At 68.6% G+C, this 14,383-nt stretch carries 14 protein-coding genes; 9 read left to right on the top strand and 5 right to left on the bottom strand.

Annotated features, from left to right (window positions below; translation table 11 throughout):
- Nucleotides 1-304: 304 nt before the first annotated feature.
- From ACIQJT_RS16510 to dnaA, 5 genes are all read right to left on the bottom strand, one after another.
- Nucleotides 305-859 (bottom strand): DciA family protein, encoded by a 555-nt coding sequence (locus ACIQJT_RS16510; RefSeq protein WP_365452932.1) that lies wholly within the window; start codon nucleotides 857-859, stop codon nucleotides 305-307.
- On the bottom strand, nucleotides 856-1,977 hold the full coding sequence (recF, locus tag ACIQJT_RS16505; RefSeq protein ID WP_053847947.1) for a DNA replication/repair protein RecF: 1,122 nt from the start codon (nucleotides 1,975-1,977) through the stop codon (nucleotides 856-858). Before recF ends, ACIQJT_RS16510 begins: the two co-directional genes overlap by 4 nt.
- 52 nt (nucleotides 1,978-2,029) lie before the next feature.
- A complete protein-coding gene (gnd, locus tag ACIQJT_RS16500; protein WP_402643999.1) occupies nucleotides 2,030-2,905 on the bottom strand; it encodes a phosphogluconate dehydrogenase (NAD(+)-dependent, decarboxylating) in 876 nt (291 codons plus the stop codon).
- Nucleotides 2,906-3,032: 127 nt separating this feature from the next.
- Entirely contained in the window at nucleotides 3,033-4,163 is a 1,131-nt protein-coding gene (gene dnaN, locus ACIQJT_RS16495) for a DNA polymerase III subunit beta (RefSeq protein ID WP_053847949.1), read from the bottom strand.
- A gap of 932 nt (nucleotides 4,164-5,095) precedes the next feature.
- The gene (dnaA, locus tag ACIQJT_RS16490) at nucleotides 5,096-7,090 is read right to left on the bottom strand and encodes a chromosomal replication initiator protein DnaA (RefSeq protein ID WP_402643997.1); all 1,995 of its coding nucleotides are present in this window, start codon (nucleotides 7,088-7,090) and stop codon (nucleotides 5,096-5,098) included.
- A 383-nt stretch (nucleotides 7,091-7,473) separates the two neighbouring features.
- Between dnaA and rpmH the strand changes: the two genes are divergently transcribed.
- The 9 genes from rpmH to ACIQJT_RS16445 all read left to right on the top strand — a co-directional run bounded on the left by rpmH (nucleotide 7,474) and on the right by ACIQJT_RS16445 (nucleotide 14,379).
- Nucleotides 7,474-7,611, top strand: a complete 138-nt coding sequence (gene rpmH, locus ACIQJT_RS16485; RefSeq protein WP_005482975.1) for a 50S ribosomal protein L34 — start codon at nucleotides 7,474-7,476, stop codon at nucleotides 7,609-7,611.
- Nucleotides 7,612-7,632: 21 nt separating this feature from the next.
- Nucleotides 7,633-8,004 (top strand): ribonuclease P protein component, encoded by a 372-nt coding sequence (gene rnpA, locus ACIQJT_RS16480; protein ID WP_078959689.1) that lies wholly within the window; start codon nucleotides 7,633-7,635, stop codon nucleotides 8,002-8,004.
- Entirely contained in the window at nucleotides 8,001-8,351 is a 351-nt protein-coding gene (gene yidD, locus ACIQJT_RS16475; protein WP_037707204.1) for a membrane protein insertion efficiency factor YidD, read from the top strand. The genes rnpA and yidD overlap by 4 nt, the downstream gene beginning before the upstream one ends.
- Nucleotides 8,352-8,354: 3 nt before the next feature.
- Nucleotides 8,355-9,641 carry a membrane protein insertase YidC gene (gene yidC, locus ACIQJT_RS16470; RefSeq protein WP_402643992.1) on the top strand — a complete coding sequence of 429 codons (1,287 nt, stop codon included), beginning with the start codon at nucleotides 8,355-8,357 and terminating at the stop codon, nucleotides 9,639-9,641.
- A 15-nt stretch (nucleotides 9,642-9,656) separates the two neighbouring features.
- Nucleotides 9,657-10,169 (top strand): R3H domain-containing nucleic acid-binding protein, encoded by a 513-nt coding sequence (locus ACIQJT_RS16465; RefSeq protein ID WP_365452917.1) that lies wholly within the window; start codon nucleotides 9,657-9,659, stop codon nucleotides 10,167-10,169.
- Between the two features lie 118 nt (nucleotides 10,170-10,287).
- The gene (gene rsmG, locus ACIQJT_RS16460) at nucleotides 10,288-11,004 is read left to right on the top strand and encodes a 16S rRNA (guanine(527)-N(7))-methyltransferase RsmG (protein ID WP_053846250.1); all 717 of its coding nucleotides are present in this window, start codon (nucleotides 10,288-10,290) and stop codon (nucleotides 11,002-11,004) included.
- A gap of 265 nt (nucleotides 11,005-11,269) precedes the next feature.
- Nucleotides 11,270-12,343, top strand: coding sequence for a ParA family protein (locus ACIQJT_RS16455; protein ID WP_078935937.1), 1,074 nt, complete (start codon nucleotides 11,270-11,272; stop codon nucleotides 12,341-12,343).
- Nucleotides 12,340-13,437, top strand: coding sequence for a ParB/RepB/Spo0J family partition protein (locus tag ACIQJT_RS16450; RefSeq protein WP_402643988.1), 1,098 nt, complete (start codon nucleotides 12,340-12,342; stop codon nucleotides 13,435-13,437). Before ACIQJT_RS16455 ends, ACIQJT_RS16450 begins: the two co-directional genes overlap by 4 nt.
- A gap of 324 nt (nucleotides 13,438-13,761) precedes the next feature.
- Nucleotides 13,762-14,379, top strand: a complete 618-nt coding sequence (locus ACIQJT_RS16445; RefSeq protein WP_365452911.1) for a GNAT family N-acetyltransferase — start codon at nucleotides 13,762-13,764, stop codon at nucleotides 14,377-14,379.
- Nucleotides 14,380-14,383 lie beyond the last annotated feature (4 nt).

Raw genomic sequence — 14,383 nt, 5'->3', positions numbered from 1 at the left:
TTGGTAAGCCTTGATCAGCGTTGCTCAGCTTCTCCCGGGCGGTCCCCACGGTCGGGGCGGGATTGGCTTCCAGTCTACCGGTAGCGCCGACAGTGATGGGGGTTTGCCGGTACCTGAGTCCGCATGTGCCGCCCTGAACCGGCGTCTTCCGGGTCCCCATATACGGAGCGGGGCTCCAAGAGGCTCACAGCGGCACTCAGCGCTTCGGGCTGTCTACCCTTGGCTACTTGGCAGTCAGGTCGGAATTCGCAACCGCGTGCAGTGCCGCGACGGCACCGGTCACGCCCGGGCCACGTGACGTAAGTCACCTGTAGCTGTCGCCGGGCCTGCTGCTGCCCGGGGCCCTCAGGGGGCCGTAGTTGCGGGGCGGACCGCCGGGCCCGAGGACCCTGATCTGCCGCACCGTGCCATGGCCCAGGTCCTCGTTGAGGCGGGCGACCAGGCTCGGGGCGAGGCGGCGCACCTCGGTCGCCCAGACCGGCGACTCGCACTGCACGATCAGGACGCGCTCGTCCTCGTCGTACCTCTGGGGCGTGCAGTGGTCGGCCAGCTTCTCGCCGACGATCTGCGGCCAGCGCCCCATGACCCCGCCCACGGCGGCCGGCGCCTCCCACCCCCGCTCGGTGATCAGACGGTTGATGGCGGCACCGAAGGCCATGGGGTCGCGCCCGTCGGCATGCGCCCCGGAGCGCAGGCCCCCACCCCGGCGCGCCTGCCGCTTCTGCTGCGCCGCGTCCCCACGCGCGCGTGCCTGTTCCTTGGCCGCCCTCAGCGCCACGCGCGCGAGGTCGACGCCGGAGGGTTCGGCGGCGGGCCTGGGGGTCCCGGAGTTCTCCGCGGGAGGCCGTTCGTCGGTCATACGCGCTCCACCGTCCCCTCGGCCACGGCGTACCGCGTCCCCGACAGCACGTGCGGCACGTCGTCGTCGACCGCCGCCGTCACCAGGACCTGCTCACCGGGCGCGACCAGCTCGGCCAGGCGCTCACGGCGGCGGGTGTCCAGCTCGGCGAACACGTCGTCCAGGATCAGCACCGGTTCGTTCCCCTCGGCCCTGAGCAGGTCGTACGACGCGAGGCGCAGCGCCAGCGCGTACGACCAGGACTCGCCGTGCGAGGCGTATCCCTTGGCGGGCAGCGGACCGAGCTTGAGCAGCAGATCGTCCCGGTGCGGCCCCACGAGGGTCACGCCCCGCTCGATCTCCTGCTTGCGCGCCTCGGCGAGGGCCGCCGTCAACTGCTCGTAGAGGGCTTCACGCGTGTGTGCCTCGCCCGGCGCGGACGGCTTGTACTCCAGCGCGACCGGACCGCCGCCGGGCGCCAGCTGCTCGTACGCCTTGTCGGCCAGCGGCTGGAGAGCCGCGATCAGGTCGAGGCGCTGGGCGAGCAACTCGGCGCCCACACGCGCGAGGTGCTGGTCCCACACGTCGAGGGTGGACAGGTCCATCGAGCGGCCGCCGTGCCGCCTCGCCAGGGCGGCCGACTTCAGCAGGGTGTTGCGCTGCTTGAGGACGCGCTCGTAGTCCGAGCGGACGCCGGCCATGCGCGGGGAGCGCGCGGTGATCAGCTCGTCCAGGAAACGGCGCCGCTCGCCCGGGTCGCCCTTCACCAAGGCGAGGTCTTCCGGCGCGAACAGCACGGTGCGCACGATCCCGAGTACGTCACGGGGCCTGACCTGCGAGGACCTGTTGATGCGGGCCCGGTTCGCTTTGCCGGGGTTCAGCTCCAGCTCGACCAGCTGCTGCCGCTCGCCCTGCCGGACCTGCGCCCGGACGATCGCGCGGTCGGCGCCCATACGGACCAGGGGGGCGTCGGAGGCGACCCGGTGACTGCCGAGGGTGGCGAGGTAGCCGATCGCCTCGACCAGGTTCGTCTTGCCCTGCCCGTTGGGGCCCACGAACGCGGTGACGCCCGGGTCGAGCGGCACTTCGACCCGGGCGTACGAGCGGAAGTCGGCCAGCGACAGATGCGTGACGTGCATGGTCGGTCGCCGACCTCCCCCAGCTTGTGGACTGTTCGCACAGTCCTGTGGACTACTTCGTCTCGACCGCGTGGCCGCCGAACTGGTTGCGCAGCGCCGCGATCATCTTCATCTGCGGCGAGTCGTCCTGGCGGGACGAGAACCGCGCGAACAGGGACGCGGTGATCGCCGGCAGCGGCACCGCGTTGTCGATGGCGGCCTCCACGGTCCACCGGCCCTCGCCGGAGTCCTGTGCGAAGCCGCGCAGCTTGTCCAGGTGCTCGTCCTCGTCGAGGGCGTTGACCGCGAGGTCGAGCAGCCAGGAACGGATGACGGTGCCCTCCTGCCAGGAGCGGAAGACCTCCCGGACGTCGGTCACGGAGTCGACCTTCTCCAGGAGCTCCCAGCCCTCCGCGTAGGCCTGCATCATCGCGTACTCGATGCCGTTGTGGACCATCTTCGCGAAGTGGCCCGCGCCGACCTTGCCGGCGTGCACCGAGCCCGCGTCGCCCTCGGGCTTGAGGGCGTCGAAGACCGGCTGCACCTTGGCGACGTTCTCCGCGTCGCCGCCGTACATCAGTGCATAGCCGTTCTCCAGGCCCCACACACCGCCGGAGACGCCGCAGTCGACGAAGCCGATGCCCTTGGCGGCCAGCTCCTCGGCGTGCTTCTCGTCGTCCGTCCAGCGGGAGTTGCCGCCGTCCACCACGACGTCACCGGGCTCCAGGAGCTCGGCCAGCTCGTCGATGGTCGCCTGGGTCGGCGCACCGGCCGGGACCATCACCCACACGACCCGCGGACCCTGCAACGCGTCCACAAGCTCCCTGAGGCTGTGGACATCGGCGAGGTCCGGGTTGCGGTCGTATCCGATCACGGTGTGGCCTGCGCGGCGGATCCGCTCGCGCATGTTGCCGCCCATCTTGCCGAGGCCGACGAGACCGAGCTCCATCAGTTGTTCCTTAGGTTGCTGTGGCGTGAGTGGCACCTTCGTACCCACGTACGAGCCTAAACCCGGACGCTCACGCACACCTGTGGGCATACGCGCTCAAACGTATGCCCTCACCTGGGGCTTTGGCTCAGCCGCTCAGCCGGACCGGCATGATCAGGTACTTGTAGGCCTCGTCCGCCTCGGCGTCCAGCGCCGGCTTGCCGCTCAGCAGCGCGGGCTTGGTGGACGTCGTGAACGACAGCTGGGCCACCGGGGAGTCGATCGCGCTCAGGCCGTCCAGCAGGAAGGTCGGGTTAAAGGCGATCGAGATGTCGTCGCCCTCCAGCTGGGCGTCGACCCTTTCCACAGCCTGTGCGTCGTCGCTGGAGCCGGCCTCCAGGATCAGCACGCCCTGCTCGAAGCTGAGCCGCACCGGGGTGTTGCGCTCGGCGACCAGGGCCACACGCTTCACGGCCTCCACGAAGGGGGCGGTCTCGATCACGGCGACGGAGTTGAACTCCGTCGGGAACAGCGTGCGGTACTTCGGCAGGTCGCCCTCGAGCAGACGCGTGGTCGTACGGCGGCCCGCGCCCTCGAAACCGATCAGACCCTCGCCCGCACCGGAGCCGGACAGCGCCAGGATCACGCTGTCGCCGCTCGTGAGCGCCTTGGCGGTGTCCAGGAGCGTCTTGGCGGGCACCAGGGCCACCGCGGACGCCTCGGGGTTCTCCGGCTTCCACAGGAACTCGCGGACCGCGAAGCGGTAGCGGTCGGTGGACGCCAGGGTGACGGTGTCGCCCTCGATCTCGATGCGCACACCGGTCAGCACGGGGAGCGTGTCGTCGCGGCCCGCGGCGATGGCCACCTGGGCGGCGGCGGAGGCGAAGACCTCACCGGGGACGGTGCCGGTGGCGCTCGGCATCTGCGGCAGCGCCGGGTACTCCTCCACAGGCAGGGTGTGGAGTGTGAACCGCGAGGAACCGCAGACCACCGTCGCCCGTACACCGTCTGTGGAAATCTCCACCGGCCGGTTGGGCAGGGCGCGGCAGATGTCGGCGAGCAGGCGGCCGGAGACGAGGACCGTGCCCTCCTCCTCGACCTCGGCCTCGACGGACACCCGCGCGGAGACCTCGTAGTCGAAGCTGGACAGGCTGAGCTGGCCTTCCTCGGCCTTCAGGAGAAGGCCGGCGAGGACAGGCGCCGGCGGACGGGCCGGGAGGCTGCGCGCCGCCCAGGCCACTGCCTCCGCGAGTACGTCGCGTTCCACCCGGATCTTCACTGTTGCCGCCTCCTGCTGTTGCCGGCGCTGCTCGGCCTGCCTGGCTTCGTCGTCTGTCTCGGCGTCGTCGGCCCGTGTGACGGAAGGACACCGGGGAACAGTCTGACGCACCCCACTGACAGTAGGTGCCTCTCGGGGTCAAGTCGTGACGAGGGGCAGTCGGGCGCCGGACAGCGAGTTGTGCACAGGGCCCCCTTCGAAACGGATTCCCAGCTCTCTCTAGTTGGGAGTAGTAGTAGGGGCTGTGGATACCGTGGATAACCCTGTTTTCCCAGCTCAGAGCGGGAATTTTGTCCACGGGCCCTGTGGGCGACACCGGTGGACAACCTGGCACTTCTGTGGAGAACAGAAAGTTCTGCACACTCCGTGCACAGCCTGAGGCGACTTCTCCCCAGCGCCGTCCCCAGCTTTACCCAGCTTTCCCACAGCCCAACCCGGCATCTTCGTGTGACGCCTTTCACTCGACCCGGTGATCAGGCGGGTCGCGTTGCCGAACAGTGGACAGGCATGTGGAGAAGCCGCCGATCGCTGGGGACAACCGGTCCCGATCTGTGGGCGGCCAGTGGACAACTCGCTGCACAGCCTGTGGATCTTCTCCCTGTCCACAGTCTGTGGAGATCGTTCGTCCACGAATCCACAACCACCTGACCTGGCCTGATGGCCTTTCGGCAGGGAGCCTGTGGACCGCGATCTGGACAACTTCGCAGTCCCCAGCATGTGGACGGGAAAAAGTCACCGGATCTGTGGAGGGAGGCCGTAACCCGGCGCGGAATCGAACAGCGGGCTACGGCGTCGTGACCTGTGGAATGACGAAGGGCGCCCTCGGGAGCTCGTCCCCAGGGCGCCCTCGGCGCCGAAACGCCGTGCCTCGGCCTGTGCAGCCGTTCCTGCCGCTGTTGCCGCCGTTGCCGCCGTTGGTGCCGTTGGTGCTGTCAGCCGTTCTTGATGCGGTTCGTCAGCTCGGTCACCTGGTTGTAGATGGAGCGGCGCTCGGCCATCAGATTGCGGATCTTGCGGTCCGCGTGCATCACGGTCGTGTGGTCGCGGCCGCCGAACAGCGCGCCGATCTTCGGCAGCGACAGGTCCGTCAGCTCGCGGCACAGGTACATGGCGATCTGGCGGGCGGTGACGAGCGCGCGGCCGCGCGAGGTGCCGCACAGGTCCTCGACGGTCAGGCCGAAGTAGTCCGCCGTGGCGCTCATGATGGCCGTCGAGGTGATCTCGGGGGCCGAGTCCTCGCCGCCCGGGATCAGGTCCTTGAGCACGATCTCCGTCAGGCCCAGGTCCACCGGCTGCCGGTTGAGCGAGGCGAACGCCGTCACCCGGATCAGCGCGCCCTCCAGCTCGCGGATGTTGCGCGAGATCCGGGAGGCGATGAACTCCAGCACCTCCGGCGGTGCGTTGAGCTGCTCCTGCACCGCCTTCTTGCGCAGGATCGCGATCCGGGTCTCCAGCTCGGGCGGCTGGACGTCGGTGATCAGACCCCACTCGAAACGGTTCCGCAGCCGGTCCTCCAGCGTCACGAGCTGCTTGGGCGGCCGGTCGGAGGACAGCACGATCTGCTTGTTCGCGTTGTGGAGGGTGTTGAAGGTGTGGAAGAACTCCTCCTGCGTCGACTCCTTGTCCGCGAGGAACTGGATGTCGTCGACGAGCAGGATGTCCATCTCGCGGTAGCGCTTGCGGAAGCTGTCGCCCTTGCCGTCCCGGATGGAGTTGATGAACTCGTTGGTGAACTCCTCCGAGCTCACGTACCGCACGCGCGTGCCGGGATACAGGCTGCGCGCGTAGTGCCCGATGGCGTGCAGCAGGTGCGTCTTGCCGAGCCCGGACTCCCCGTAGATGAAGAGGGGGTTGTAGGCCTTGGCCGGTGCCTCGGCGACCGCCACCGCGGCCGCGTGGGCGAAGCGGTTGGAGGCGCCGATGACGAACGTGTCGAAGAGGTACTTGGGGTTGAGGCGCGCGGTGGGCTCACCGGGGCCGGTCGCCGGCGCGGGCTGCGCGGCCAGCGGGCCGGGGGCGCCGGTGGTGGGCAGGTTGGAGCCGACCGGTCCGCCGCGGTGCACGTGCCCGGAGCCGGGCGGGGGGTCGGGCAGGTCCCGGCGGGTGTCGCGCTGGTCGTAGTCGGACCGCGGCTTGTCGTAGTCGGGCCGCTTGTCGTACTCCGGCCGCTGGTCGTAGTCGGAGCGCGGACCGTCGTAGGAGGAGCGCTCCATCGGCTGCGGCCGGTAGTCCTGCGACGGAGGGCCGTAGGAGTCCTGCTGGTACGACTCCTGCTGGTAGGACTCGGGCTTGTACGGCTCCTGGGAATAGGGCTCCTGCGACGGCGACGCGTACGGGTCGCGTTCGGGGAAGCCGAGCCGCTGCTGCTGCCAGCCGTAGTCGTCCTGTGCGGGCCGCGGCCAGGCGCCGGGCTCGGGGCGCTGGTACTCCGAGGGGTAGGCGGGGCGCGCGGTCGGGAGCTGGTCGGGGCGGGGCGCGTGGTCGCCCTGCGTTCCCGGGCGCTGCTCGCCGCGGGGCGGGCGGGAGTCGTCGGCGCGGTGGCGGCCGTACCCCTCGTACTGGTTGTCGTACTGGCCGGAGGGGAGCTCGGGCTCCTCGTAGCGCGGCTGGGTGCGGGGGGCCGGGGGTGCGGGCGGTGCCGGGGGTTCGCCCGCGGAGTCGTCGACGGTGATCGCGATGCGGATCGGGCGGCCGCACTCGCGGCTCAGGGTCTCGCTGACGGCCGGGGCCAGTCGGCCCTCCAGTACGCCTTTCGCAAATTCGTTCGGTACGGCGAGCAGGGCGGTGTCGGCGACCAGCGCGAGCGGCTGGCAGCGGCGGATCCAGTGCTCGTCCTTCGCCTCCACACCCTGGACGCGGCCCTCGCCGAGGAGTTGCTCGAGTACGCGTGGCCACACTGCGGCAAGATCGGCAGGTACGTCAGCCACAGGGCACGCTCTCTCACGGGTCCCACGAACGTGTGGTTGTGGGACGAGTCGGGATTCAAATGGGGTGGAGCCGAAACACAGGGGTCAAGGGAACGAATCGGAGTTCAGCCACGGTAGTCAGGGCGACGGGTGCGGTTCAAGTTGTTGTCCCCAGCCTGTGGATAGTGTCTCCCGGTGACCACTGGTTTGACCGGATGGCGTAGCCGCGCGTACCGTAACCAGGTCGAGTTGTCGATGGCTGCTGCCGCCTGCCTCCGATGGGCACAGATCGCGTCAGGTGATCGGGAAGCGGTGCACACGGGCGTAACTGCGAGCTACTCGTGGGCGCACGGTGACAGCCAGGACGGCACCCGCCACCACCGATTGATTTCTGGAGCCCCCGAGTGAGCAAGCGCACCTTCCAGCCGAACAACCGTCGTCGCGCCAAGACCCACGGCTTCCGTCTGCGGATGCGTACCCGTGCCGGCCGCGCGATTCTGGCGAACCGCCGCAGCAAGGGTCGCGCCAGCCTGTCCGCCTGATCCCGGTCAGGTCATGCCGTCGTGCTGCCCACCGAGAACCGGCTGAGGCGGCGCGAGGACTTCGCGACCGCGGTACGACGAGGGCGCCGGGCCGGACGCCCGTCCCTCGTCGTTCACTTTCGTAGCGGTGCCATGGACCCGCACGCGCCTGGGGAGAGCGCTCCCCCGACGCGTGCGGGTTTCGTCGTGAGCAAGGCCGTGGGCGGTGCCGTGGTGCGCAACAAGGTGAAGCGCAGGCTTCGCCATCTGATGCGCGACCGGGTCGCCCTGTTTCCCCCCGGTAGCCTGGTAGTCGTACGAGCGCTGCCCGAGGCGGGTGACGCCGATCACGAACAACTGGCCCGAGACCTGGATGCCGCCGTTCAGCGGCTGCTGGGAGGGGGCGCACGATGAAGTACCCGCTGCTGGCGCTCATCAAGCTGTACCAGTGGACCATCAGCCCGCTGCTCGGGCCGGTGTGCAAGTACTACCCGTCGTGCTCCCACTACGGCTACCAGGCCATCGACCGGCACGGTGCGATCAAGGGAACGGCACTCACCGCCTGGCGCATCCTGCGGTGCAATCCGTGGTCGCTGGGCGGTGTGGACCATGTCCCGCCGCGCAAGCGTCCGCGGTGGCACGAAATGCTGCGTAACGCCTGGCGTGCACGTAGGGGCGGGCCCTCCGCCGCCTCGGCCACCGAGGGGCAGACTCCTTCGAGCCCGGCCGCAGAGACTCCGTCCCATGCCCAAGGAGCATGATTAGTGGACACGATTGCCAGTCTTTTCAGCTTCATCACGACACCCGTCTCCTGGGTCATCGTCCAGTTCCACAAGGTGTACGGCGCCATCTTCGGCCCCGACACCGGCTGGGCCTGGGGCCTGTCGATCGTGTCCCTGGTGATCCTGATCCGTATCTGCCTGATCCCGCTCTTCGTGAAGCAGATCAAGGCGACCCGGGCCATGCAGACGCTGCAGCCCGAGATGAAGAAGATCCAGGAGCGCTACAAGAACGACAAGCAGCGCCAGTCCGAAGAGATGATGAAGCTGTACAAGGAGACGGGCACCAACCCGCTCTCCTCGTGCCTTCCCATCCTGGCGCAGTCGCCGTTCTTCTTCGCCCTGTACCACGTGCTCAACGGCATCGCGACGGGCGACACCATCGGTGTCATCAACGAGTCGCTGCTGGCCAGCGCCCGTAAGGCGCACATCGTCGGCGCTCCGCTGGCCGCGAAGTTCACGGACGGTTCGAGCAAGGTCGAGGCACTCGGCGCCTCGCTGACCGACGTCCGGGTCGTCACCGCGGTCATGATCGTCCTGATGTCGGCGTCGCAGTTCTACACGCAGCGCCAGCTGATGACGAAGAACGTCGACACCACGGTCAAGACGCCGTTCATGCAGCAGCAGAAGATGCTGATGTACGTCTTCCCGGTCATGTTCGCCGTCTTCGGCATCAACTTCCCGGTCGGTGTCCTCGTCTACTGGCTGACCACCAACGTGTGGACCATGGGTCAGCAGATGTACGTCATCCGCAACAACCCGACCCCGGGTTCCAAGGCGCAGGCCGCCTACCTGGAGCGCCTCACCAAGCACGTCACGACCCACGGCAAGGCCCGCAGGCGCAGCGAGCGCACCATCATCAAGGCGATCGTCGCCAAGGGCCGGGACCGCAACGAGTTCGAGCGCAAGTTCATCAACGGTCTGAACAAGGCCGGCCTCGCGGCCCAGGCCGACGGTTCGGTCATCCAGAGCGAGTCCCAGGCCGCGGTGCAGACCGAGGACGGTTCGACGGCGAGCGCGGCGGCTCCCAGGCGTCAGCAGCCCAAGCGACAGAGCAAGTCCCAGCGGCAGTCGGGTGCGGCCTCGGCCGGCGCGAAGGCGACCGGCGACGGCCAGTCGTCGGAGCCGACCTCGCTGAGCAAGTCCGACGAGCCCGAGGACGCCAAGCCCGCCGCTTCCGCCAAGAAGCAGTCCGGCGGCGGTACCCGCAGCAAGGCCCAGTCCGGACAGCGCAAGGGCCCTCAGCGGCCCAAGTCCCCGTCCAAGAAGTAAGAAGGAGTCCATCCCGTGACGGAAGGCACCACCTCCGCCGCTGCCGAGGGTGCAGACACCCTGACCCGCCTTGAGCAGGAGGGCGAGATCGCGGCGGACTACCTCGAGGGTCTGCTCGACATCGCCGATCTCGACGGCGACATCGACATGGACGTCGAGGCCGACCGCGCCGCTGTCTCGATCATCAGCGACTCGGGCAGCCGCGACCTGCAGAAGCTGGTCGGTCGTGACGGCGAGGTGCTGGAAGCCCTCCAGGAGCTCACCCGCCTGGCCGTGCACCGGGAGACCGGGGACCGCAGCCGACTGATGCTGGACATCGGCGGTTACCGGGCCAAGAAGCGCGCTGAGCTCTCCGAGCTCGGCGCCAAGGCCGCCGCCGAGGTGAAGAGCACCGGTGAGTCCGTGAAGCTCAACCCGATGACGCCGTTCGAGCGCAAGGTCGTGCACGACGCGATCAAGGCCGCCGGGCTCCGCAGCGAGTCCGAGGGCGAGGAGCCGCAGCGCTTCGTCGTCGTGCTTCCCGCCTGAGCGGTCCGTACGTTTCTCCGGCCCCGTCTGTAGAGCAGGCGGGGCCGAACTTTGTCAGCCTGATAGTTCTGATGGTCGGCGCCCGGTGCGCTGATGCGGTACGGAAGGACGGTTCCCCGTGACGGAGGCAGCGGAGCTTCCCCCCGCGCCCGAGCAGGCGCGCGAGGTGTTCGGCGATCGCTTCGAGGACGCGGTGCGCTACGCCGAGCTGCTCGCCGAGGCGGGTGTGCGGCGCGGCCTCATCGGCCCTCGTGAAGTGCCCCGCCTGTGGGAGCGGCATCTGCTGAACTGCGCGGTTCTCTCCGAGGTCGTCCCCGAGGGTGTGACGGTGTGCGACGTCGGCTCCGGTGCGGGTCTGCCCGGCATCCCCCTGGCCCTCGTCCGCGAGGACCTGAAGATCACGCTGCTGGAGCCGCTGCTGCGGCGTACGACCTTCCTGACGGAGGTCGTGGAGCTGCTGGGCCTGGACCATGTGACGGTGGTGCGCGGTCGGGCCGAGGAGGTCATGGGCAAGCTGACGCCCGTGCATGTGGTGACGGCGCGAGCCGTGGCCCCGCTGGACCGGCTGGCGACCTGGGGTGTTCCGCTGCTGCGTCCCTACGGGGAGATGCTCGCGCTCAAGGGCGACACCGCGGAGGAGGAACTCAAGGCGGCACACACGGCGCTGAGCAAGCTCGGTGCTGTGGGGACGTCCATCCTGCATGTGGGTGAAGGCGTGGTCGATCCGCTGTCCACCGTGGTGAGGGTCGAGGTCGGAGAGAGCCCCGGCGGTGTGCGCTTCGCTGCCAAGCGTGCCAAGGCGGCCCGTACCGGCCGCACCCGTCGGCGTCGCTGATCCGTCCTGACGACGAGACGTACTCCACACAAGCTGCCAAACCTATGCAAGCCGGAGTGTCGCGGCAGAACGGGCACGGCTGCCCTGCATCGTGTTTCACGTGAAACGTCGCTCACTGCTGCACGGCATCATCAGCCGGGGCCGCGCTGCGGCCGAACCCCGCGACCGGAAGCCTCTCGGGTCACTCGGAGAGGTAACGGAGTTGTCCACAGAGGTGGATTTCTCCACAGAACAACAGGCCTCACTGGTTCACGACCCCGAAGACATGGGAGGCTCTGTTCATTGCGAGCCTGAAGTCGAGGAGAGTGAATCCTTGCGGTCCGACGCCAACATCGCGGGACCGATGACCGATCCGGTCCCCGGTCCCCGAACCGAGTCGATGGGGGAGGATGTTTCACGTGAAACACCGCCCCCGATGGACGACACTCCGATCGGTCGTGCTGCCCAACTGGCGGTAGAGGCTCTTGGCCGCGCCGGCGAGGGCCTGCCACGGCCCGAGCAGACCCGGATCATGGTCGTTGCCAACCAGAAGGGCGGAGTGGGCAAGACGACGACAACCGTCAACCTTGCCGCTTCGCTGGCTCTGCACGGCGGCCGTGTCCTGGTGATCGACCTCGACCCCCAGGGCAATGCGTCCACCGCGCTGGGTATCGACCACCACGCCGAAGTCCCGTCCATCTACGACGTCCTGGTCGAGAGCAGGCCGCTGGCCGAGGTCGTTCAGCCGGTCCCTGATGTCGAAGGTCTCTTCTGCGCCCCCGCCACCATCGATCTCGCCGGTGCGGAGATCGAGCTGGTGTCCCTGGTGGCACGTGAGAGCCGGCTACAGCGTGCGATCCAGGCGTACGAGCAGCCCTTGGACTACATCCTCATCGACTGTCCGCCCTCGCTCGGCCTGCTGACGGTCAATGCGCTCGTGGCCGGTGCCGAGGTCCTCATCCCGATCCAGTGCGAGTACTACGCGCTGGAGGGCCTGGGCCAGCTCCTGCGTAACGTCGATCTGGTGCGGGGTCACCTCAACCCCACCTTGCACGTATCGACCATCCTGCTCACCATGTACGACGGCCGGACGCGCCTGGCGTCCCAGGTCGCGGACGAGGTGCGCACCCACTTCGGCGACGAGGTGCTGCGGACCAGCATTCCCCGCTCGGTCCGTATCTCCGAGGCGCCGAGTTATGGACAGACGGTGCTGACCTACGATCCAGGATCGAGCGGAGCGTTGTCCTACCTTGAGGCGGCGCGAGAGATCGCGCTGAAGGGTGTCGGTGTCTCCTATGACCCGACGCAGGCGCACATCGGCGCACAGAGCAACCCGAGCATGGTGGAGGGGATCCAGTGAGCGAGCGACGGAGGGGGTTGGGCCGTGGTCTCGGCGCACTGATCCCTGCTGCCCCGACCGAGAAGACGCCGACGCCGGCGGCGATGGAGGGCGCGGGTTCCGCATCTCCGACGTCTGTCCCGGTGCTGACGACCGATCGCGGAGTGGCCGCGGCGAAGGTGGCCACGCTGCCGCCGGTTTCACATGAAACCGAGACGCCGGTCAACGGCTACCCGGAGACGCCCGCGCCTCCCATGGGCGCCCACTTCGCGGAACTCCCCCTCGACTCCATCACGCCGAACCCGCGCCAGCCGCGTGAGGTCTTCGACGAGGACGCGCTTCAGGAGCTGGTCACCTCCATCCAGGAGGTCGGCCTCCTCCAGCCGGTCGTCGTACGGCAGGTCGGCCCCGCTCGCTACGAGCTCATCATGGGTGAGCGCCGCTGGCGGGCCAGCCGTGAGGCCGGCCTGGAGGCGATCCCCGCGATCGTGCGGGCCACGGATGACGACAAGCTTCTCCTGGACGCCCTCCTGGAGAACCTGCACCGGGCCCAGCTCAACCCGTTGGAAGAGGCAGCCGCCTACGACCAACTGCTGAAGGACTTCAACTGCACGCACGACCAGCTCGCGGACCGCATCGGCCGGTCCCGCCCGCAGGTCTCCAACACCCTGCGTCTGCTGAAGCTGTCGCCGGCGGTGCAGCGCCGAGTGGCCGCCGGAGTGCTTTCGGCCGGACACGCCCGTGCTCTGCTGTCCGTCGAGGACTCAGAGGAGCAGGACCGGCTGGCCCACCGGATCGTGGCCGAGGGACTCTCGGTGCGCGCCGTCGAGGAGATCGTGACCCTCATGGGGTCGCGGCCGCAGACCGCCCAGCGATCCAAGGGTCCGCGAGCCGGTGCCCGGGTCTCTCCGGCGCTGACCGACCTCGCGACTCGTCTGTCGGACCGGTTCGAGACGCGGGTCAAGGTCGACCTGGGGCAGAAGAAGGGCAAGATCACCGTCGAGTTCGCCTCCATGGAGGACCTCGAGCGCATCCTCAGCTCCCTCGCCCCCGGTGAGGGACCGGTTCTGCAGAAGAGCCTGGTGGACGGCGAGGACGAGGAGACGGAAGCCTGAGCCGGGACTCGTGAGCATGCCGGACCAGACCAGGCATGAAGAGCGGGCCGTGTCCGGTGCGTACCGGACACGGCCCGCTCTTTGCATTCAGGCGGTGTCGATGGAATCGGTGGGTGGATACGATGCGAATGGGTGCGGCACATCCACCCGGCAGTACCTCTGAGGGGAGGCAGGGGCCATGCGAACGATGAGCAGAAGCGGACTGGTGAGCGCGGGCCTGGGACTGGGGGCGGTCGGCGGATTCGTCGGCAGTCTGCTCAGGGAACGGAGCGCTCTGACGGCCGCCCGCGACGCGGCGGGCGTAGGAAGCGAGGAACAGCCTTCATGGGGCGTCGGCTCGTACCGCTCACGCTGGACAACCTTCCGGACCTACCCCAGCGGTGCCGCTCGTGTGTCTTCTGGGAGCTGGACCCCGTCAGCGGAGAGGCCGCGGTAAAGGCGGGAACAGCCGCTCTGGAGAAGGAGGCCTGGATCTCCGCCGTCCTGCTGGACTGGGGATCGTGCGGTCGGGTCGTCTACGTCGACGACGTTCCGGTCGGCTTCGTCCTCTACGCCCCTCCGGCCTATGTTCCTCGCTCGACGGCTTTTCCCACGAGCCCTGTCTCCCCGGACGCCGTCCAGTTGATGACCTCGTTCATCATGCCGGGCTATCAGGGACAGGGGCTTGGCCGGGTGATGGTGCAGACGGTCGCCAAGGATCTGCTGCGACGGGGCTTCAAGGCCATCGAGGCCTTCGGGGACGCCCGTTGGAAAGAGCCCGCCTGTCTGCTGCCTGCCGACCATCTCCTCGCTGTGGGCTTCAAGACGGTCAGACCGCATCCCAGGTATCCGAGACTGCGGCTGGAGCTGCGCACCACGCTCTCCTGGAAGGAAGACGTGGAGATGGCACTGGACCGGCTGCTGGGAGCGGTACAGAAGGAACCGGCGCTGCGTCCCCTGTAACGCG

The sequence above is a fragment of the Streptomyces sp. NPDC091972 genome, assembly GCF_044756385.1.
Classification (GTDB): Bacteria; Actinomycetota; Actinomycetes; order Streptomycetales; family Streptomycetaceae; genus Streptomyces.
Note: the sequence above shows the minus strand (reverse complement) of the source record. Positions and strands in the feature narration are given on the sequence as shown.